The 19993-nt window shown below is 68.7% G+C and carries 17 protein-coding genes; 1 reads left to right on the plus strand and 16 read right to left on the minus strand.

Annotated features, from left to right (window positions below):
• Positions 1–23 precede the first annotated feature (23 nt).
• Complete coding sequence (gene phnX, locus KHC23_RS11615) at positions 24–842, plus strand: phosphonoacetaldehyde hydrolase (RefSeq protein ID WP_213372608.1); 819 nt, start codon at positions 24–26, stop codon at positions 840–842.
• Positions 843–910: 68 nt separating this feature from the next.
• On the opposite strand, the gene mmsB is transcribed toward phnX, so the two are convergent.
• The 16 genes from mmsB to ytfQ all read right to left on the minus strand — a co-directional run bounded on the left by mmsB (position 911) and on the right by ytfQ (position 19871).
• Positions 911–2098: a multiple monosaccharide ABC transporter permease gene (mmsB, locus tag KHC23_RS11620; RefSeq protein WP_213372610.1), complete on the minus strand. Its 1188-nt coding sequence runs from the start codon at positions 2096–2098 to the stop codon at positions 911–913.
• Entirely contained in the window at positions 2095–3645 is a 1551-nt protein-coding gene (mmsA, locus tag KHC23_RS11625) for a multiple monosaccharide ABC transporter ATP-binding protein (protein WP_213372612.1), read from the minus strand. Before mmsA ends, mmsB begins: the two co-directional genes overlap by 4 nt.
• A 70-nt stretch (positions 3646–3715) precedes the next feature.
• Positions 3716–4792 carry a multiple monosaccharide ABC transporter substrate-binding protein gene (gene chvE, locus KHC23_RS11630; RefSeq protein ID WP_373878507.1) on the minus strand — a complete coding sequence of 359 codons (1077 nt, stop codon included), beginning with the start codon at positions 4790–4792 and terminating at the stop codon, positions 3716–3718.
• Positions 4793–4882: 90 nt separating this feature from the next.
• The gene (locus KHC23_RS11635) at positions 4883–5557 is read right to left on the minus strand and encodes a 2-dehydro-3-deoxy-6-phosphogalactonate aldolase (protein ID WP_213372616.1); all 675 of its coding nucleotides are present in this window, start codon (positions 5555–5557) and stop codon (positions 4883–4885) included.
• Positions 5554–6483 (minus strand): 2-dehydro-3-deoxygalactonokinase, encoded by a 930-nt coding sequence (locus KHC23_RS11640; protein ID WP_213372618.1) that lies wholly within the window; start codon positions 6481–6483, stop codon positions 5554–5556. Before KHC23_RS11640 ends, KHC23_RS11635 begins: the two co-directional genes overlap by 4 nt.
• The gene (locus tag KHC23_RS11645) at positions 6483–7367 is read right to left on the minus strand and encodes an SMP-30/gluconolactonase/LRE family protein (protein ID WP_213373223.1); all 885 of its coding nucleotides are present in this window, start codon (positions 7365–7367) and stop codon (positions 6483–6485) included. The genes KHC23_RS11640 and KHC23_RS11645 overlap by 1 nt, the downstream gene beginning before the upstream one ends.
• Positions 7368–7395: 28 nt before the next feature.
• Positions 7396–9201 (minus strand): IlvD/Edd family dehydratase, encoded by a 1806-nt coding sequence (locus tag KHC23_RS11650; protein ID WP_213372620.1) that lies wholly within the window; start codon positions 9199–9201, stop codon positions 7396–7398.
• 14 nt (positions 9202–9215) lie between these two features.
• Positions 9216–10142, minus strand: coding sequence for a Gfo/Idh/MocA family protein (locus KHC23_RS11655; RefSeq protein ID WP_213372622.1), 927 nt, complete (start codon positions 10140–10142; stop codon positions 9216–9218).
• Positions 10139–11737, minus strand: a complete 1599-nt coding sequence (locus KHC23_RS11660; RefSeq protein WP_213372624.1) for an aldehyde dehydrogenase (NADP(+)) — start codon at positions 11735–11737, stop codon at positions 10139–10141. The genes KHC23_RS11655 and KHC23_RS11660 overlap by 4 nt, the downstream gene beginning before the upstream one ends.
• A 5-nt stretch (positions 11738–11742) precedes the next feature.
• Positions 11743–12675, minus strand: a complete 933-nt coding sequence (locus KHC23_RS11665; protein WP_213372626.1) for a dihydrodipicolinate synthase family protein — start codon at positions 12673–12675, stop codon at positions 11743–11745.
• Positions 12676–12684: 9 nt separating this feature from the next.
• Positions 12685–14433, minus strand: a complete 1749-nt coding sequence (locus KHC23_RS11670) for an IlvD/Edd family dehydratase (RefSeq protein ID WP_213372628.1) — start codon at positions 14431–14433, stop codon at positions 12685–12687.
• A 12-nt stretch (positions 14434–14445) separates the two neighbouring features.
• A complete protein-coding gene (locus tag KHC23_RS11675) occupies positions 14446–15180 on the minus strand; it encodes a FadR/GntR family transcriptional regulator (protein ID WP_213372630.1) in 735 nt (244 codons plus the stop codon).
• Positions 15177–16169 carry a galactofuranose ABC transporter, permease protein YjfF gene (gene yjfF, locus KHC23_RS11680; protein WP_213372632.1) on the minus strand — a complete coding sequence of 331 codons (993 nt, stop codon included), beginning with the start codon at positions 16167–16169 and terminating at the stop codon, positions 15177–15179. The genes KHC23_RS11675 and yjfF overlap by 4 nt, the downstream gene beginning before the upstream one ends.
• Before the next feature lie 10 nt (positions 16170–16179).
• A complete protein-coding gene (locus tag KHC23_RS11685) occupies positions 16180–17175 on the minus strand; it encodes an ABC transporter permease (protein ID WP_213372634.1) in 996 nt (331 codons plus the stop codon).
• A gap of 11 nt (positions 17176–17186) precedes the next feature.
• Positions 17187–18746: a sugar ABC transporter ATP-binding protein gene (locus tag KHC23_RS11690; RefSeq protein WP_213372636.1), complete on the minus strand. Its 1560-nt coding sequence runs from the start codon at positions 18744–18746 to the stop codon at positions 17187–17189.
• Between the two features lie 159 nt (positions 18747–18905).
• Complete coding sequence (ytfQ, locus tag KHC23_RS11695) at positions 18906–19871, minus strand: galactofuranose ABC transporter, galactofuranose-binding protein YtfQ (protein WP_213372638.1); 966 nt, start codon at positions 19869–19871, stop codon at positions 18906–18908.
• Between the last annotated feature and the right edge of the window lie 122 nt (positions 19872–19993).

Genomic DNA, 19993 nt, shown 5'->3' on the forward strand with positions numbered 1-19993 from the left:
ACGCTGCCGACCTCTTCAACCGGATGAATGCCATGTCACTGTCTCACCTCAAGGCCGTCGTGTTCGACTGGGCCGGCACCGTCGTCGATTTCGGCTCGCTGGCGCCGATGGGTGCCTTTGTCGATGCCTTCCGCGCATTCGACGTCGCGATCAGCGTCGACGAGGCGCGGGTGCCGATGGGTATGGCCAAGCGCCCGCACGTGGCCGCGCTCATGACCATGCCGCGCATCGCCGCCGAGTGGCAACGGGTGCACGGTCACACCCCGACCGAGGCCGATATCGACGCGGTCTATGAGGTGTTCGTGCCGAAGAACATCGCGGTGGCGGCGCGCTATGCCGACCTCATTCCCGGGGCGGCGACGACGGCGGCGGCGCTGCGGGCGGAGGGGCTGAAGATCGGCAGCACCACCGGCTATACCCGCGAGATCATGGCCAGGATCACCCCGATCGCGGCAGAACAGGGCTTCGTCGCCGACGCCATGGCCTGCACCGGAGACGTGCCGGACGGGCGGCCGACGCCGTTCCTGATGTGGAAGGTGCTGACCGAGATGCAGGTATATCCGGCCTGGGCGGCGGTGAAGGTCGACGACACCGAGGTTGGCATCGGCGAAGGGCTCAACGGCGGCGCCTGGACCGTCGGCGTCGCCGTGACCGGCAATGTGTTCGGGCTGTCGCAGGCGGACACGGCCGCGCTTTCGGCGCAGGACTTCGCGACGCGCCGACGTCGCGCGGCGGAAAAGCTGGCCGCGGCCGGGGCGCATTATGTCGTCGACGGGGTGGCCGACCTGCTGCCGGTGCTCGCCGCCATCAATGGCCGCCTCGCCCGCGGCGAACGGCCCTGAGACCGGGATTCCGCGCGGCCGGCGCGCAATGACGCCGGCCGCGCGGGGCGATGTTGCCCCCCGCTGCCTCAGGAGCGCTTCTGGTTGTAGACGTCGAGGCAGACGGCGCCGAGCAGGACGAGGCCCTTGATGACCTGCTGGTAGTCGATGCCGATGCCGAGGATCGACATGCCGTTGTTCATCACGCCCATGATCAGCGCGCCGATCACCGCCCCGCCGACGCGCCCGACGCCGCCATAGGCCGAGGCGCCGCCGATGAAGCAGGCGGCGATCACGTCGAGCTCGAAGCCGAGGCCGGCCTTCGGCGTCGCCGTGTTGAGCCGGGCGGCGAAGACGAGGCCGGCCAGCGCCGCCAGCACGCCCATATTGACGAAGGTGAGGAAGGTCAGCCGCTCGGTCTTGATACCCGAGAGCTTGGCCGCCTTCTCATTGCCGCCGACGGCGTAGATCTGCCGGCCGATCGTGGTGCGGGTGGTGATGAAAGCATAGAGCGCGATCAGCGCGGTCATGATCACCAGCACGTTCGGCATGCCGCGATGCGAGGCGATCAGATAGGCGAAATAGACGATGATGCCGAACAGCAGCACGTTCTTGGCGACGAAGAAGCCATAGGGCTCGGTGGCGACGTGATGCGCCTCCTGCCGGGCCCGGCCGCGAAAGTTGAGCCAGACCAGCACCATCGCCAGAACGGTGCCGACCGCCAGCGAGGTCAGGTAGAGCCCCCCGACGCCGGGCGCCAGTTCAGGAATGAAGCCGGAGGAGAGCTTCTGGAAGGTGGGCGGGAACGGGCCGACCGACTGGCCGGCAAGGATGGCGAGCGCCAGCCCCTTGAACACCAGCATGCCAGCGAGGGTGACGATGAAGGACGGGATCCTGAAATAGGCCACCCAGTAGCCCTGCGCCGCGCCGATCAACCCTCCCAGCACGAGACAGATGAGTGTCGCCGGGATGTAGTGCACCCCGTACTTCACCATCAGCACGGCGGCGACGGCGCCGATGAAGCCCGCTACCGAGCCGACCGACAGGTCGATATGGCCGGTGACGATGACCAGCAGCATGCCCAGCGCCATGATGACGATGTAGCTGTTCTGCAGCACGAGATTGGTGAGGTTGAGCGGCCGCATCAGCGTGCCGTTGGTCACCACCTCGAAAAAGATCATGATGGCGAAGAGCGAGATCAGCATCCCGTATTCGCGCAGGTTGTTTTTCAGGAATCCGGCGTGATGCGCCTTGTCCTTCAGCGCGGCGTCGCTCATGCCAATGCCTCCATGGGGTGTTGCTCTCCCTTACGCATGATGGCGCGCATGATCTTCTCCTGCGTGGCCTCCGCCCCGGGGAACTCGCCGACGAAGGCGCCCTCGTTCATGACGCAGATGCGGTCGCAGATGCCGAGCAGTTCCGGCATCTCCGAGGAGATCATCACGACACCCTTGCCGGCCTCGGCCAGCTCGTTGATGATGCAGTAGATTTCATACTTGGCGCCGACATCGATGCCACGCGTCGGCTCGTCCAGAATCAGCACCTTCGGGTCGGTGAACAGCCATTTCGACAGCACCACCTTCTGCTGGTTGCCGCCGGAGAGCTTGCCGGTCTCCTGGAACACGCTGTGGCAGCGTATGTGCATGCGCCCGCGATAGTCGGAGGCGACGCGCAGTTCCTTGATGTCGTCGATGATGCGGCCCGGTGCGATCGCCGGAAGATTGGCGAGCGTGACGTTCTTGCGGATGTCCTCGGCCAGCAGGAGGCCCAGATGCTTGCGGTCCTCGGTGACATAGGCGAGACCGGCGTCGATGGCGCGGCGCACCGTGGACAGGTCGACCTCGCGTCCGTCCATTTCCGCCCGGCCGGTGATCTTCTGGCCCCAGGAGCGGCCGAACACGCTCATGGCGAACTCGGTCCGCCCCGCGCCCATCAACCCGGCAATGCCGACGATCTCGCCGCGCCGGACCTCGAAGTCGACATTCTTGATCACCTGCCGGTCGGAATGCAGCGGGTGGAATGCCGACCAGTCGGTCACCTTGAAGATCGGCTCGCCGATACGCGGCTCGCGCTTGGGATAGCGGTGTTCGAGGTCGCGATCGACCATCTTGGCGATGATCCGGTCCTCTTCCACCGCGCCCTGATGGCAGTCGAGCGTATCGACCGTGCGGCCGTCGCGCAGCACGGTGATGCGGTCGGCGACCTTCGAGACCTCGTTCAGCTTGTGCGAGATGAGGATGGAGGCGATGCCCTGCGCCTTGAATTCGAGCAGCAGGTCGAGCAGGGCGGCGCTGTCCTTCTCGGAGAGGCTGGCGGTCGGCTCGTCGAGGATCAGCAGGCGCACCTTCTTCGACAGCGCCTTGGCGATCTCCACCAATTGCTGCTTGCCGACCCCGATATTGGTCACCAGCGTGTCCGGGGATTCGTCGAGCCCGACCTTGGCCAGCAGTTCCTTGGTGCGCCGGTGCACGCTCGCGCGGTCGATGACGCCGAAGCGGCCCGGCGGGTTGGCGATGAAGATGTTCTCGGCGATCGACATCAGCGGGATCAGGGCGAGTTCCTGATGGATGATGATGATGCCGAGCGCCTCCGAGGCGGTGATGTCGCCGAAGCGGCGCTCTTCGCCGTCGAAGACGATGGCGCCCTCATAGGAGCCGTGCGGGTAGACCCCGCTCAGCACCTTCATCAGGGTGGATTTGCCGGCGCCGTTTTCGCCGACCAGCGCGTGAATCTCGCCGGGCTCGACGGTGAAGGTGACATCGCTCAGCGCCTTCACTCCGGTGAAGTGCTTGCTGATGCCCTGCATTTTCAGGAGAGCGTTCATGGCCCGTTCCATCGCGCGGGTCCGCGCCGGCGGGTGTCGCCGGCGCGGTCCTCGGCGTTCATTTGCGATGTCAGTTGATCTGGTCCGGCTTGTAGTAGCCCGAGCCGACCAGCACCTGGTTCCAGTTGTCCTTGTCGACCACCACCGGCTTGAGCAGGTAGGACGGCACGACCTTGACGCCGTTATTGTAGGTCTTGTTGTCGTTGACGGTGACTTCCTTGCCCGTGAGCGAGGCGTCCACCATGTCGGCGGTGACCTTGGCGAGTTCGCGGGTGTCCTTGAAGATCGTCGAATACTGTTCGCCGGCGAGGATCGACTTGACCGACGGTACTTCCGCGTCCTGCCCGGTGACGACCGGCATCTTCATGTCGCCCGAGCCATAGCCCACGCCCTTGAGCGAGGACAGGATGCCGATCGACAGCCCGTCATAGGGGGAGAGCACGCCATCGAGCTTCTTGTCGGAGTAGTAGGCGCTGAGCAGGTTATCCATGCGCGCCTGTGCGGTGGCGCCGTCCCAGCGCAGCGTCGAGACCTTGTCCATGCCGGTCTGGCCGGAAGCGATCTTCAGCGTGCCGTTGTCGATCAACGGCTGCAGCACGGAAAGCGCGCCGTCATAGAAGAAGTACGCGTTGTTGTCGTCCGGCGAACCGCCGAACAGCTCGATGTTGAACGGCCCCTTGTTCTCGGGATAGCCAAGGCCCTTGAGCAGCGACTGCGCCTGCAGAACCCCGACCTGGAAATTGTCGAAGGTCGCGTAGTAATCGACGTTCGGTGTCTCGCGGATCAGGCGGTCATAGGCGATGACCTTGATGCCCTGGGCGTGCGCCTGCTTCAGCACGTCGGAGAGCGTGGTGCCGTCGATCGAGGCGATCACCAGTACCTTGGCGCCCTTGGTCACCATGTTCTCGATCTGCGAGAGCTGGTTGGGGATGTCGTCCTCGGCATATTGCAGGTCGGTGTTGTAGCCGCGCTCCTTGAGCACCTTAACCATGTTGTCTCCATCCGCGATCCAGCGGGCGGAGGACTTGGTGGGCATGGCGATGCCGACCGTGGCCTTGTCCTGGGCCGAGGCGGGGAGGGCGAGGGTGAGAGCGCCGAGCGCGAGGGCGGTGGCGGAGAATATTGTCGTCAGGCGTTTCATCGTCAGCTCCTTGAGCGTTTCACGTTCTGCATTTTCAGTGGCCGCCTTTGCGTGCCGGTTTTCTTGGCGGGGCTGCCCCCGCATCCTGTCCGGGTCCTAGCCGTCGTTCCGTCGAGCCTCCTGTGGTGCGGGAAACGCCGCGTCGTAGGCGGCGACGGCGGCACGGGCCTTCGCCCGCACCTCCGGCGCGGTGGCGCCGGGCCGGTAGAGGCTGGATCCGAGGCCGAAGGTGCGGATACCGGCGGCCGCATAGGCGGCGAACTCCGCCTCGCCGACGCCGCCTACCGCCCCGATCACCGTGCCGGGCGGCAGCACCACCGCGATGGCCTGGATGATCGACGGGCCGAGCAGATTGGCAGGGAAGAACTTCAGCCCCGAGGCACCGGCCTTCACCGCCGCCAGCGCCTCGGTCGGGGTCAGCACGCCGGGCATGGTGACCATGCCGTGGCCGCTGGCGCGGGCGATCACCTCCGGCGCGACATTCGGGCTCACCATCAGCCGCCCGCCGGCCTCGGCCAGCCGGTCGACCTCCTCGACCGACAGCACCGTCCCGGCGCCGATCAGCACGCCGGGCGGGGCGAGGCGGGCGGCGGCCTCGATGGAGACGAACGGGTTCGGCGAGTTGAGCGGGATCTCGATCGCCTCCAGCCCCTCCTCGATCAGCGCGCCCACGACCGCCTCCGCCTCGGACGGGTCTATGCCGCGCAGGATGGCGACCAGCGAGCGGCGCATCGTGGGCCAGGCTATGTGCCGGGGCGAAGGGGAATTCATGCGGATGCCCTTTCCAGTCGGAAGGCGCTGAGGGCGGCGGCGTGGAGCCCGGAGCGGACGAGACGTTCCGCGTCGTGCCGGACGACGCCGGGTACGCCGGCCAGCGCGAGCGCCTTTTCATAGACCTCGGCCGCCGGACCGGAGGCCACCAGCGCGACATTGGCGAGCGTGCCGACCTGCCGTGCCGCCCCGGCCAGCTCGCTTCCGACCAGCAGGCCCGAGAGGCGCGCCAGCGTGTCGGCCGGCGCCGTGCCTTCGAGCAGCCAGGAAGCGCGCAGGCGGAACAGCCGGTTGGCGAGCGTCTCCGGCGCGGCGAGGCCATCCTCGACCCCGCGGGCGAAGGCCGGCGCCCGCGGGTTCATCACCGCAGCCGCCTCGACCGCCGGGGCGATGACCGAGCCGCTGCGCAGCAGGTGGAACAGCTCGCCGGTCAGGAAGGTGGCGAAGCGCTGCACCTGCCCCTGCGCGACGACGACCCATTTGGAATGGGTGCCGGGCAGGCAGGCGAGCCCTTCGAAGCCGTCGCCGACGAGCGCCAGCAACTGGGTCTCCTCGCCACGCATCACGTCCGCCTCGCCCGCGCCGCGCTGCGCGATGCCGGGCAGGATGCGGATGGGGCGTCGCGCGGAGGGGACTTGCGCCGCCTGTTCGGCCAGCCGGTCGAGCCGGGCCGGGGCGTCCATATAGGCGGCCTCGACCCAGCCCGCGCGCGCGCCGACCATGCCGCACATCATCACCGGCACGCCCTCGGGAACCGACAGCGCGGCCAAATGAGAGTCCAATACGTGCTCGAAGCCTTCGGACGCGGCGGCGAGCAGGCCCTGCGCGCTGCGCCGTTCGGCCAGCACGCCGCCGGCGCGGTTGAGCGCCCAGAGGCGGAAGCTCGACGTGCCCCAGTCGACGACGACATGCGAGACGCAGTCCATCAGCGGCCTCCCAGCCGGACACGCGGCTCGGCACGGCCACGGGCGCCGACATCGACCAGGAAGGTTCGGCCATGGTGAGGGTCGGCCGCGCGGGCGGCGTCGTCCATGTGATACCAGGCCGAGGTAACCAGCACGCGGTCGAACCCCGGCCCGACGAAGACCGGGCACGTCGTCAGTTTTGCGGGGAGGGGCACACTGCGGTGGAACTCTCCCTCCGGCGAATAGGCGTTGAGGCGCGCGCCGCCCCATATGGCACACCAGATCAGCCCCTCGGCATCGGTGACGGCGCCGTCGAGGCCGCCCTCGCCGGCGTGGTGGTGCAGCACGGTGGGGGCCTCCAGCGGCAGGCCGGTGCCAGGGTCGAGGCGGACCCGGTGGAGCGTGCCGGCGGCGGTGTCGGCGAAATAGCCGATGGCCCCGTCCGGCGCGAAGCAGATGGCGTTGGGAATGGTGATGCCGGGAAACAGCGGCACCACCGATCCCGCGTGAAAGGCGTAAATGGTGCCCGCGCCCGGCTCGGCATCCAGGCCCATCGTGCTGAACCAGAGCGTGCCGCTGGGGTGCACGCGGGCGTCGTTGGAACGGGTCACCGCATTGTCGGCCTCGACCGAGGCGACCACGTCCAGCCGGCCGGTGGCGGTGTCGCGCAGGACCAGGCCGCTCTCGGTGACGAGGAGCTGGCAGGCGTCGTCGACATAAGCCAGCGCGCTGGCCATGAAGGGCAACGGATGGACGGAGATGGCGCCGGTGCCGAGCCGAGCCGCGTACAGGCGCCGCTCCAGAATGTCGAACCACCAGGCGGTGTCGCTGGCCGCGTCATAGGTCGGGCCCTCGCCAAGCAGACAGCGCTGATCGCCCAGCACGACGGCCTCGGGGACGGTCAGGGGCGGCGTTGTCGCGGCCGGTCCGGGACTAGTGGTTGTCACGTGGTATCCCCATGGTCTGGGCGAGGCGCTGGTAGCGCACCGCCGGCTCCAGCACCGCGCCGGCCTCCAACTGCCCGACGAGGCCGCGCTGGATCTCCTGCCAGGGCGTCTGGTGGGGCGGGTACGCATAGCCGCCGGCCGCTTCCAGCTCCGCGCGGCGGTGGGCGAGTTCGTTGTCAGTCACAAGCATGTTGGCGCTGTTGCGCCTGAGGTCGATGCGCACCCGGTCGCCGGTGCGCAGCAAAGCGAGGCCGCCCCCGACCGCCGCCTCCGGCGAAGCGTTGAGGATGGAGGGTGAACCCGAGGTGCCGGACTGGCGGCCGTCGCCGATGCAGGGCAGGGCGTGCACGCCGGCCTTGATGAGGTAGTCGGGCGCCCGCATGTTGACCACTTCCGCCGCGCCGGGATAGCCGACCGGGCCGGCGCCGCGCATGAACAGGATGCACGTTTCGTCGATGGCGAGGGCGGGGTCGTCGATGCGGGCGTGGTAGTCCTCCGGCCCGTCGAACACGATGGCCCGCCCCTCGAAGGCTTCCGGGTCGTCCGGGTTGGAGAGATAGCGGACGCGGAACTCCGGGCTGATCACGCTCATCTTCATGATGGCGGAGGAAAAGAGGTTGCCGCGCAGCACGCGGAAGCCGGCATTCGCCTTCAATGGCTGGTCGAAGGGGCGGATCACCGCCTCGTCCTCGATGTGCGCGCGCGCACAGTTCTCGCCGATGGAGCGCCCGTTCGCCGTCATGGCCCCTTCGGCGATAAGGCCCTGTCCCATCAACTGGTTGACCACCGCCGGCACGCCGCCCGCGTGGTAATAGTCCTCGCCGAGATATTCGCCGGCGGGCTGGAGATTGACCAGCAGCGGGATCTCCTCGCCATAGGTCTGCCAGTCGTCGATGGTCAGTTCCACCCCGACGTGGCGCGCCAGCGCGTTGAGGTGGATCGGCGCGTTGGTCGAGCCGCCGATCGCCGAATTGACGCGAATGGCGTTGAGAAAGGCGTCGCGGGTGAGGATGTCGGAAGGCTTGAGGTCCTCATGCACCATCTCGACGATGCGCAGCCCGGTGCGATAGGCGATCTCCTGCCGGTCGCGATAGGGCGCGGGGATGGCGGCGGAGCCGGGCAACTGCATGCCCAGCGCCTCGGCGAGCGAGTTCATCGTGGTCGCCGTGCCCATGGTGTTGCAGTAGCCGGTGGAGGGCGCGGAGGACGCGACCAGCTTGACGAAGCCGGCATGGTCGATCTCGCCCGCCGCCAGCAATTCGCGGGCCTTCCATACGATGGTGCCCGAGCCGGTGCGCTCGCCCTTGTACCAGCCGTTCAGCATCGGCCCGACCGAGAGCGCGATGGCCGGGAGGTTGACCGTCGCCGCCGCCATCAGGCAGGCCGGGGTGGTCTTGTCGCAGCCGATGGTCAGCACTACGCCGTCGAGCGGGTAGCCATAGAGCACCTCGACCAGACCGAGATAGGCGAGGTTGCGGTCGAGACCGGCGGTGGGGCGCTTGCCGGTTTCCTGGATCGGGTGGACCGGAAATTCGATGGCGATGCCGCCGGCCTCGCGAATGCCCTCGCGCACCCGCTTGGCGAGTTCCAGATGGTGGCGGTTGCAGGGCGACAGGTCCGACCCGGTTTGCGCAATGCCGATGATCGGCCGGCCGCTCTGCAATTCCTCCTGGCTGAGGCCGAAATTGAGGTAGCGCTCCAGATAGAGCGCGGTCATGTCGATATTGGCCGGGTTGTCGAACCAGGCGCGGGAGCGCAGCGAACGCTCGCTCTTGAGGTCTTTGCCGTGCATGGGTTCTCCTCGGCTCACTCGTGGAACGGCGCGACGAGGGTGCGCCGCCCCAGCAGGAAAGCATCGGCGACGAGTTGCAGCGGGGCGAGATCGACATCCGACCTACCGGCTGCAACAAGTTCGACGAAGTGCTTGTAGATATTCCGGTATTCGGTCTCCGGCAGCGCGCTGAGCACCTGCCCGTCGAGCGACAGGACGGCCCCGCCCTGGGCGAGGGTGAGCGTGCCGCGGTCGGTCTCGACCACGATGTCCCAGCTCTGCGGCCCGGTCTGCAGGAAATCGAGTTCGGCCCGCACCGGCAGCCCGCCCGCATCGGCGAGGGCCAGCGTCGCGGCGATGGGGGCGGCGCAGTTGGAGGGGAAATCAAGCCCGGCGCTGGTGATGAAGACCGGACGCGGCAGGATGGCGGTGAGGATCGACAGCGCGTTGATGGCGGGATCGAACACGCCGAGCCCGCCGGGCTCCCAGATCCAGCGCTGGCCGGGATGCCAGACGCGGACATCTTCCTTCCATGTCACCCGCACCGCGCGCGGCGGCACCTCGCTGAGGAAGGCGCGGGCCGGTTCCACCGCCGGCGCGAAGCGCGAATGCCAGGTGGCGAACAGGGTCCGGCCCCTTTCCTGGGCGGCGGCGACGAGCGGGCCGAGTTCGCTGACCGTGGCACCCGGCGGTTTCTCCAGAAGCACGTGCTTTCCGGCACTTAGCGCCATTCCCGCAAGTTCGCGGCGCCCCTGCGGCGGGGTGCACAGCGCCACTGCGTCGATCGCCTCGCCGCTCGCCAGCAGATCGGCCAGCGTGGCGAAATGGGCGACGCCGTCGAGCGTCGCGCTGCGGCTCGCCACCGCCACCAGCTCGATGCCCGGCGTCGCCGCGATGGCGGGCAGGTGCTGGTCGCGGGCGATCTTGCCGAGGCCGACAAGGGCAAGACGGATCGCGCTCATGGGCGGGCGTCCCCGTCGGTTTCCGGCTTGCCGTCGACGAGGCGGGGCAGGCCGAGCGGATTGCCCGCCTGCACGGCGGCGGGCAGCAGCGCCTCGGGCAGGTCCTGGTAGCAGACCGGGCGCAGGAAGCGTCGGATAGCGAGGGTGCCGACCGAGGTCGAGCGTGGATCGGAGGTGGCCGGGAAAGGACCGCCATGCACCATGGCATGGCAGACCTCGACGCCGGTCGGCCAGCCATTGGCGAGGATGCGGCCCGCCTTGTCCTCAAGGATCGGCAGCAGCGCGGCGGCGAGGGCGTGGTCCTCGGGCTCAAGATGCAGCGTCGCGGTGAGCTGGCCTTCGAGTGCGCGGGCGACCGCCCGCATCTCGCCCGCGTCGGCGCAGCGCACCACCAGCGAGGAGGCGCCGAACACCTCGTGCGAGAGCACCGGCTCGCTCAGGAACACGGCGGCTTCGGCGACGAACAGCGTCGCCCGGCAGCTGTTCGGGCCGCCCTCATTGCCATGGGCGACCTCGGCGACATCGGCGCGTTCCTCCAGAGTGGCGACGCCCCTGGCATAGGCGCCGGCAATGCCGGGGGTGAGCATGGTCGCGGCCGCGGCGGACGATACGTGGGTTGCGGCGGCGGCGATGAAGCGGTCGAGCCCCCCGCCCGCCAGCGCGATGATGAGGCCGGGATTGGTGCAGAACTGCCCGGCACCCATGGTCAGCGAACCGACGAAGCCGGTCGCCAGCGCCTCGGCACGGGCGTTCAGCGCGCCCGGCAGCAGGAACACCGGGTTGATGCTGCTCATCTCGGCATAGACCGGGATCGGCTCGGGACGACCGGCGGCAATGCGGCACAGCGCCAGCCCACCGGCGCGCGAGCCGGTAAAACCCACCGCCTTGATGCGCGGATCGGCCACCAGAGCGCCGCCGAGTTCATTGCTGGTGCCGGTCAGCAGCGAGAACACGCCTTCCGGCAGGCCGGCGTCGCTGACCGCGGCGCGGATGGCGCGGCCGACCAGCTCCGACGTGCCGGGATGGGCGGGATGGCCTTTGACGATGACCGGGCAGCCGGCGGCGAGCGCCGAGGCGGTATCGCCGCCGGCGACGGAGAAGGCGAGGGGGAAATTGGAGGCGCCGAACACCGCCACCGGGCCGATGCCGATATGGCGCATCCGCAGATCCGCGCGCGGCAGCGGGGCCCGCTCAGGCAGCGGGCTGTCGAGGCGCGGCTCGTCGGCACCGCCGGCGCGTACCCACCCGGCGAACAGCCTGAGCTGGCCGGTGGTGCGGGCGCGCTCCCCGGTGAGGCGGGCCGCCGGCAGGCCGGTTTCCTGCGCGGCGCGCGCGGTGAGTTCGTCGCCGATGGCCTCGATGTTCGCGGCGATGGCGTCGAGAAAGGCGGCGCGCGCTTCCGGCGTGATGGCGCGGTAGAGCGGGGCCGCCTCGGCCGCGAGAGCGGCCGCCTGCGCGACCTCGCCGGGTCCGGCATCGGCGAAGGCCGGTTCGAGCACTGCGCCGCTGGCGGGATCGACCGCCCGGAAACGCCGCTCAGTGGCGATGTCGCGGGAGCCGATAAGCAGGGCGCCGGTGATGTCATTCATATCCATATTCCTCACTTGCCCCATGTCAGCACCATGGGGTCGAGCCGGCGGGCCAGTTCGATCAGCCCGGCACGGGTGGCGGGGTGGACCGGCGGCAGCGGCGCGCGCAGCGTGTCATGGGCGATGATGCCGCCTTCCTGCATCAGTATCTTGGCGGTGGCGAAGCCGGCCTGCCGGTTCTCGTAATTGATCAGCGGCAGCCAGCTCATATAGGCGTCCAACGCCGCCTCGCGGTCACCGGCGACATAAGGGTCGATGATCTGGCGGATGCCGTCGGGATAGCCGCCCCCGGTCATCGCACCGGTGGCGCCGGCGTCGAGATCGGCCATCAGGGTGATGGCCTCCTCGCCGTCCCACGGGCCGACAATGGCGTCGCCGCCGGCCTCGATCAGCGCCCGCAGCTTGTTCGCCGCCTGCGGCACCTCGATCTTGAAATAGGCGAGGTTCTCGATCTCCTTCGCCATCTTCGCGAGGAAGGGCACGGAGAGCGGCGTGCCGGCCACGGGGGCGTCCTGCACCATGATCGGGATGTCGATGGCGTCGGAGACGGCCTTGTAGAAGGCGTAGACCGCGGCCTCCGGCACCCGGAAGGTGGCGCCGTGATAGGGCGGCATCACCATCACCATCGCCGCCCCAGCCTCCTGCGCCCGGCGCGAGCGCTCGGCGCAGATGTGGGTGGCGAAATGGGTGGTGGTGACGATGACCGGCACCCGCCCGGCGACGTGCTCCAGCACCGTGGTCATGATCAGGTCGCGCTCATCGTCGCTCAGCACGAACTGCTCGGAGAAATTGGCGAGGAGGCACAGGCCGTGCGAGCCGGCGTCGATCATGAAGTCGACGGCGCGCTTCTGGCCGTCGAGGTCGAGCCGGCCCTCGGCGTCGAACACCGTCGGCGCGACCGGGAAGACGCCGGCATAGGGACCGGGGGTGGAGGTCGTCGTCATCATGCACCCTTAGTGATTGTCGCGGCCGACCGGCGAACCGGTGCGGCCGACGAGGAAGTCGAAATCGGCGCCGCGGTCGGCCTGCAGCACATGGTCGATGTAAAGGCGCTGGTAGCCACGCACGGCGTGCGGCTCCGGCGGCACCCAGGCGGCGCGGCGCGCAGCGAGTTCCTCCGCGCTCGCATGCAGGTGCAGCGCGCGGGCCGGCACGTCGAGCGTGATCAGGTCGCCATTTCGCACCAGCGCCAGCGGCCCGCCGGCTGTCGCCTCCGGGGCGACGTGGAGCACGACGGTGCCATAGGCGGTGCCGGACATGCGGGCGTCGGAAATGCGGATCATGTCGCGCACACCCTGGCGCAACAGCTTGGCCGGCAGCGGCATGTTGCCGACCTCGGCCATGCCGGGGTAGCCCCTGGGCCCGCAATGTTTCAGCACCATGATGCAGGAGGCGTCGATGTCGAGCGCCTCGTCATTTACCGCGTGGTGCATTTCCTCGACGCTCTCGAACACCACGGCGCGGCCGGTATGCACCATAAGCTCCGGCGAGGCGGCGGAAGGCTTGATGACGGCGCCGTCGGGGGCGAGGTTGCCGGTGAGGATGGCGATGCCGGCCTCGGCCTTGAACGGGGCCTCGAACGGGGTGATGACCTCGGCGTTCCAGGTGGGCGCCTTCTCGACATTTTCCCACATGGTGCGGCCGTTGACGGTGCGGGCGTCGCGGTGAAGCAGCCCGCGTTCGCCGAGCGTGCGCAGCACCGCCGGCAGGCCGCCGGCATAGTAGAAATCCTCCATCAGGAACCGACCCGACGGCATCAGGTCGACCAGGCAGTGAATGTCGCGCCCGAGCCGGTCGAAATCGGCCAAGGTGAGGTCGACGCCGACGCGGCCGGCAATGGCGAGCAGATGCACCACCGCATTGGTCGAGCCGCCGATGGCGGCCAGCGCGCGGATGGCGTTCTCGAAGGCGTCGCGGGTGAGGATGTCGGAGGGCTTGAGGTCCTCCTGCACCATCTCGACGATGCGCCGGCCGGCCATGCGCGCCAGCAGGTTGCGGCGGGCGTCTACAGCGGGGATGGCGGCGTTCTCCGGCAGGCCGATGCCGAGCGCCTCGACCATCGAGGCCATGGTGGAGGCGGTGCCCATGGTCATGCAGGAGCCGGACGAGCGGTTCATCCCCGCTTCCGCCTCGTGGAACTCGGCCAGCGTGATCTCGCCGGCCCGCAACTGCTCGCTCATCGAGATGATGTTGGTGCCCGAGCCGATGATCTGGCCGCGATAGACGCCGCGCAGCTGCGGGCCACCGGAAACGCCGATCGCCGGCAGGTCGGCGGAGGCGGCGCCCATCAACAGCGCCGGCGTGGTCTTGTCGCAGCCCATCAGCAGCACCACGCCGTCGAGCGGGTGGGCGCGGATCGCCTCCTCCACATCCATCGAGGCGAGGTTGCGGAACAGCATGGCGGTGGGGCGCATCGTCACCTCGCCGAGCGAGGAGACGGGGAACTCCAGCGGGTAGCCACCGGCATCCAGAACCCCGCGCCGCACATGCTCCGCGAGGTCGCGGAAATGGATGTTGCAGGGCGTCAGCTCGGACCAGGTGTTGCAGATGCCGATCACCGGGCGGCCGTCGAAGCGGTCCTGCGGCTGGCCGGAATTCTTCAGGAAAGAGCGGTAGTAGAACCCCATCTTGTCCTGCCGGCCGAACCAGGCCTGACTACGCAGCGTCTTCTTGTTGTCGTTGCTCGACCCGTCGTCGCTCATCTGGGCACCCGTTCAGCCTGCCGCGCCAAGGCGGCGCAGGCCGTTGAAGATCACATTGGTCATGGCGGCGGCGGCGGCCTCGGCATCGGCGTCGGCGATAGTCTCGACGATGCGCTCATGGGCGGCGACGGCGATGCCGTGTTCGCGCGCGTCGCCCGGGGCGGAGAGCACGAAGGAGGCCCGCAACGCCGCCTCGATCACCGCGCCGATGGAGCGCATGAACGGGTTGCCGGAAGCGGTGGCCACCGCGACGTGCAGCGTCAGGTCGGCCTCGGCGAAACTTTCCGAGGCGCCGGGCTCGTCCTTCATCTGCGCCACCGCGCGGCGCATCACCACGAGGTCGGCCTCGGTGCGCCGTTCGGCGGCAAGCGCGGCGGCGCGTGGCTCCACCGCGAGGCGGATCTCCGAGAGGTCGCGCAGGAAGCGCTTGTCGATGCCGGCGTCGAGATGCCAGGCCAGCACGTCGGAATCGAACATGTTCCAGAACGCCCGCTCGCGCACCACCGTGCCGACTCGTGCCTTGGTGGAGAGCAGGCCCTTGGCGACCAGCGTCTTGACGCTCTCGCGCAGCACCGGTCGCGAGACGCCGAAGATGAGCGTCAGCTCGGCGTCGCCCGGCAGCTTGGCGCCCTCGCCATAGCGCCCGGCGATGATGTCGATGCCGATGGTGCGGGCGACTTCCGCATGGTTGGAATGGGCGCGGCGGGCCGGAATGACGATGATCTGCGAGGCGTTCGGCGCGCTCATGGGTGAACTCCGGCCGGGGCGCGCCGGGAGCGGCGGGCGAGGTGCAGGGTGAACTGCTGGAAGGCGATGAAGGCGAACAGCAGCAGCCCGGTGGCGATCTTCGCCCACCAACTCGACAGCATGCCGTCGAAGCTGATGTAGGTCTGGATCAGCCCCTGGATCATCACCCCGAGGAAGGAACCGAAGATGAAGCCATAGCCGCCCGAGAGCAGCGTGCCGCCGATCACCACCGCGGCGATGGCGTCGAGCTCGACGCCGACCGCCGAGAGCGAATAGCCCGACGAGGTGTAGAGCGAGAACACGATTCCCGCGAGACCGGCGAGCACGCTGGAGAGGGTGTAGATGAGCACCGTGGTACGGGCGACGTTGATGCCCATCAGCGCGGTGGCCTGGCGCGAGCCCCCGAGCGCATAGACGTTGGCGCCGAAACGGGTGAGGTGCAGCAGCACCATGCCGGCGAGCACCACGGCGATCATGATCATCGCCGGCACGGTAAGCCGCGAGCCGCCCTCGAAGCGGAAGGCATGCTCGGAGAGGTGGGCGTAGAGGTCGGCGGTGATCGGGATCGACTCCGTCGACAGCAGAAAGCTCACCCCGCGCGCCAGGAACATGCCGGCCAGCGTGACGATGAAGGCCGGCAGCTCGAAATACTGGATGATCGCGCCCATCGCCGCGCCGAAGGCGGCGCAGATGACGAGGATCAGCACGAAGGCCATGAGCGGGGGCACGCCCCAGCGCTCGATGGCGAGGGCGAGAAACACGGTGGTGAAGCCGATCACCGAGCCGACCGAGAGGTCGATGCCGCCGGAGATGATGACGAAGGTCATGCCCACGGCGACGATGGCGAGGAAGGCATTGTCGGTGAGCAGGTTCATCACCACCCGCAGCGAGGCGAAGTTGGGATAGACCAGCGAGCAGGCGATGAAGCCGGCGAGGAACACCGCCAGCGTCGCGAGCACCGGCGTCAGCCGGCTTAGTGAGCGGATCACGGGCGCCTCCTCACGGCTTCTTGCGGCTGAACAGGACGCCGAGCCCGGCGAGATGGCCGCCGATGCGCGGCGACTGGGCGAGCAGCACGGCGAGCACCACGACCGCCTTGACCACCAGATTGGTTTCCGGCGGGAGGCCGGACAGCAGGATGCCGGTGTTCATCGCCTGGATGATGAGCGCGCCGACCACCGCGAGGATGATGGAAAAGCGGCCGCCGAACAGCGAGGTGCCGCCGATCACCACGGCGAGGATGGCGTCGAGCTCCAGCCACAGCCCGGCATTGTTGGCGTCGGCGCCGAGGATGTCGGCGCTGGCGACGATGCCGGCGAGCGCCGCGCACAACCCGCTCCACATATAGACAGCGACGGTGATGAGCCTTGTGCCGATGCCGGCCAGCGCGCTGGCGCGCGGGTTGCCGCCGGTCGCCTCGATCATCAGGCCGAGCGCCGAGCCGCGCACGATGGCGAGCGTCAGCGCCATCATGCCCAGCGTCAGCACCACCGGCGTCGGCAGGCCGAGCACCGAACCGCCGCCGAGAAAGGCGAGGTCCGGCGAGGTGAAGGTGACGATACGCCCCTCGGTGATGAGCTGGGCGATGCCGCGACCGGCCACCATGAGGATGAGCGTCGCAACAATGGGCTGGATGCCAAGCACCGCAACCAGCAGCCCGTTCCACAGCCCGCAGGCGAGGCCCGCCCCCAGCGCGGCCGCGAGCACAACGGGGAGGGCATGGCTGTCGGCCAGGCTCGCGGCGATGGCGCCGCAGATCGCCATCACCGCGCCGACCGAGAGATCGATGCCGCGCATGGCGATGACCAGCACCATGCCGATGGACAGCAGCGCCACCGGCGCGCCGCGGTTGAGCACGTCGATCAGGCTGCCGAACAGGCGGCCATCCTGCAGGCGGATGTCGAAAAATTGCGGCGATACCACCCAGTTGGCGAGGAGGATGACGGCCAGCGCGACGATCTGCGAGGTGCCGATGCGGGGAAGACGAAGTGCCATGCCCTTACCCTTCACGCCGCACGGACCGGGGGCGATGCCGAAGACGGCACTTCCGCGATGGCGGCGAGGATGGCGGGCACCTCGACCTGCGCGCCCGTCAGCCGGGCGACATGGGCACGCTCGCGCAGCACGATCACCTCGTCCGCATAGGTGACGAGTTCGTCCAGTTCCGAGGACACGACGAGCAGGGCCATGCCCTCCGCGCACAGATCGCGGATCAGCTTGATGATCTCGGCATGCGCGCCGACATCGATGCCGCGGGTCGGCTCGTCGAGGATCAGCAGTTGCGGCGCGGTGGCGAGCCAGCGCGCCAGCAGCGCCTTCTGCTGGTTGCCGCCCGAGAGCAGGCCGATCGGCCGCTCGGGATCGGGCGGGCGGATGTCGAGCAGGCGGATGAACTTGGCCGCGATGGCGTCCTGTTCCCGCCGCGACAGCGGGGCGAGTGCGCCGCGCCGGGCCTGCAGCGCCAGCACGATGTTCTCGCGCACGGTCAGCTCGGCGACGATGCCCTCGGTCTTGCGCTCCTCCGGGCAATAGCCAAAGCCGAGCGCCATGGCCTCGCGCGGCGAGCCGATGCTTGCCTTCTGCCCGGCCACCTGGGCCGCGCCGCAATCCGCCCGCTCCGCGCCGAAGACGAGCCGCACCGTTTCCGTGCGGCCGGAGCCTAGCAGCCCGGCGAGGCCGACGACATGGCCGGCGCGCAGCGTCAGGTCGAAGGGGACGACATAGCCGGTCTTGCCGAGCCCGCGGAAGGCGGCGACCGCGGTGCTCGGGGCGCGGGCCTCATGGGGTGGGCGCCGGCCGGTCGCCGCGCTCAGCTCGCGGCCGAGCATCAGGCGGACGAGATCGAGGCGCGGGAGGTCGGCAACCGGCGCGCTGCCGGCCAGCCGGCCGTTGCGCAGCACGGTGATGCGATCGCAGATCGCGTAGACCTGATCGAGGAAATGGGTGACGAAGACGATGCCGATACCGCGGGCCTTGAGCTGGCGCATGACCGCGAACAGCACCTCCACCTCCTGGGCGTCGAGGCTGGCGGTCGGCTCGTCGAGAATGAGCACGCGCGCCGACTGGTCGACGGCGCGGGCGATGGCGATGATGTGCTGGATGGCGACGGAGTAACTCTCCAGCGGCGCGGCGATGTCGATGGACAGGCCGAATTCGGCCAGCAGCGCCCGGGCGCGCCGGCGCATCTCGCCTTCGCGGACCAGGCCGAAACGGGTCGGCTGGCGGCCGAGGAACAGGTTCTGCGCCACCGAGAGGTTCGGCGCGAGATTGACTTCCTGATAGACCGTGGCGATGCCGGCGCGCACCGCTTCCTCGGCCGAGCGCGGGGCGATCTCGATGCCGTCCAGCCGCATCGTGCCGGCGTCACGCGCGACCACGCCGGTCATGGCCTTGATGAGCGTCGACTTGCCGGCGCCGTTTTCGCCGAGCAGCGCGTGGATCTCGCCGACCTTGAGCGTGAAGTCGACCCGATCGAGTGCCGTGAAACCGGCAAAGGACTTGCTGAAGCCTATGAGGGCGAGCAGGTCCGGCGCGGCGCCGGCGGCAGGCGGGGAGGTGGCAAGCATGGCGGCCTCGGAAGCGGCGGGAAGACGGCGCGAGCCGGCAGGAGGAGGCCGGCTCGCGCGGGGCAGGCGCTGCGGAAGGAGGCCGCAGCGGCGCCCGCTCGGAGTCTTGAGCAGAGCCATTTCGGATCGCGAAAGTCGGTCAACTCTCGCGGAAGAGGCTCAGTAACCGAGGTCTTTCTTGGCCTCATAGACCGACATCGGGTTGTCGGCCTGGGTGTAAAGCTTGGATTCGGTCTGGATCCACTTCGGCGGCACGGTGCCCTTCTCCTTGAAGGCGATGACGGCGTCGAAGGCGGGGCCGGCCATGTTGGGAGTCAGTTCGACCGTGGCATTGGCCTCGCCGGCCGCCATGGCCTTGAAGATATCGGGCACGGCGTCGATGGAGACGGTGAGCACTTCGGTGCCCGGCTTGAGCCCGGCTTCCTTCATGGCCTGGATGGCGCCGACCATCATGTCGTCATTATGGGCGTAGACGGCACAGATATCCTTGCCGCCACCTTCGGCCTTGATGAAGCTCTCCATGACTTCCTTGCCCTTGGCGCGGGTGAAGTCACCGGTCTGGCTGCGCACGATCTTGACGTTGGAGGCGCCGGCGATGCCGTCCTCGAAGCCCTTCTTGCGATTGGTGGCAACGCTGGCGCCGACCGTGCCCTGGAGCTCCACCACGTTGCAGGGCTTGCCGGCGACGGTCTTGACCAGCCATTCGCCGGCGACCTTGCCTTCATGCACGCTGTCCGAGGTGACGGCGGTCAGATAGAGGTCCTTTCCGGCGGGGTCGATGTCGCGGTCGAGCAGCACGACCGGGATCTTGGCCTCCTTGGCCTCCTTCAGCACCGAATCCCAGCCGGTGGCGACGACGGGGGCAAGGAAGATCGCGTCCACGCCCTGGGCGACGAAGGAGCGGATCGCCTTGATCTGGTTTTCCTGCTTCTGCTGGGCGTCGGCGATCTTGAAGGTGATGTCGCGCTTCTTGGCCTCGGCCTTGGAAACGGTGGTCTCGGCGGCGCGCCAGCCCGATTCCGAGCCAATCTGCGAAAAGCCGATGGTCATGTCCGCGGCGTGCGCGCCGACGGAAAACAGCGTGCCGGAAACGGCGGACGCAAGCAGCAATGCCCTGAAATTCATTGGCGTTTCTCCCGTGAGGTCTCGCCGTCGCGCCACTTGCGGGTGCTTGCCGGCCGGGAATCTATGCCACACTCCTTTCAGGCTGAATAGTCATACTGTTTGACTTTTTAGCCGAAGCCGAC

This window comes from Ancylobacter dichloromethanicus, assembly GCF_018390645.1.
GTDB lineage: Bacteria > Pseudomonadota > Alphaproteobacteria > Rhizobiales > Xanthobacteraceae > Ancylobacter > Ancylobacter dichloromethanicus.

What these genes read in the sequence shown, in the direction of transcription:
- phnX (WP_213372608.1), top strand. Translation starts at nt 24, where the DNA reads ATGAATGCCATGTCACTGTCTCACCTCAAGGCCGTCGTGTTCGACTGG.
- mmsB (WP_213372610.1), bottom strand. Translation starts at nt 2,098, where the DNA reads ATGAGCGACGCCGCGCTGAAGGACAAGGCGCATCACGCCGGATTCCTG.
- mmsA (WP_213372612.1), bottom strand. Translation starts at nt 3,645, where the DNA reads ATGAACGCTCTCCTGAAAATGCAGGGCATCAGCAAGCACTTCACCGGA.
- KHC23_RS11635 (WP_213372616.1), bottom strand. Translation starts at nt 5,557, where the DNA reads ATGAATTCCCCTTCGCCCCGGCACATAGCCTGGCCCACGATGCGCCGC.
- KHC23_RS11640 (WP_213372618.1), bottom strand. Translation starts at nt 6,483, where the DNA reads ATGGACTGCGTCTCGCATGTCGTCGTCGACTGGGGCACGTCGAGCTTC.
- KHC23_RS11650 (WP_213372620.1), bottom strand. Translation starts at nt 9,201, where the DNA reads ATGCACGGCAAAGACCTCAAGAGCGAGCGTTCGCTGCGCTCCCGCGCC.
- KHC23_RS11655 (WP_213372622.1), bottom strand. Translation starts at nt 10,142, where the DNA reads ATGAGCGCGATCCGTCTTGCCCTTGTCGGCCTCGGCAAGATCGCCCGC.
- KHC23_RS11660 (WP_213372624.1), bottom strand. Translation starts at nt 11,737, where the DNA reads ATGGATATGAATGACATCACCGGCGCCCTGCTTATCGGCTCCCGCGAC.
- KHC23_RS11665 (WP_213372626.1), bottom strand. Translation starts at nt 12,675, where the DNA reads ATGACGACGACCTCCACCCCCGGTCCCTATGCCGGCGTCTTCCCGGTC.
- KHC23_RS11670 (WP_213372628.1), bottom strand. Translation starts at nt 14,433, where the DNA reads ATGAGCGACGACGGGTCGAGCAACGACAACAAGAAGACGCTGCGTAGT.
- KHC23_RS11675 (WP_213372630.1), bottom strand. Translation starts at nt 15,180, where the DNA reads ATGAGCGCGCCGAACGCCTCGCAGATCATCGTCATTCCGGCCCGCCGC.
- KHC23_RS11685 (WP_213372634.1), bottom strand. Translation starts at nt 17,175, where the DNA reads ATGGCACTTCGTCTTCCCCGCATCGGCACCTCGCAGATCGTCGCGCTG.
- KHC23_RS11690 (WP_213372636.1), bottom strand. Translation starts at nt 18,746, where the DNA reads ATGCTTGCCACCTCCCCGCCTGCCGCCGGCGCCGCGCCGGACCTGCTC.
- ytfQ (WP_213372638.1), bottom strand. Translation starts at nt 19,871, where the DNA reads ATGAATTTCAGGGCATTGCTGCTTGCGTCCGCCGTTTCCGGCACGCTG.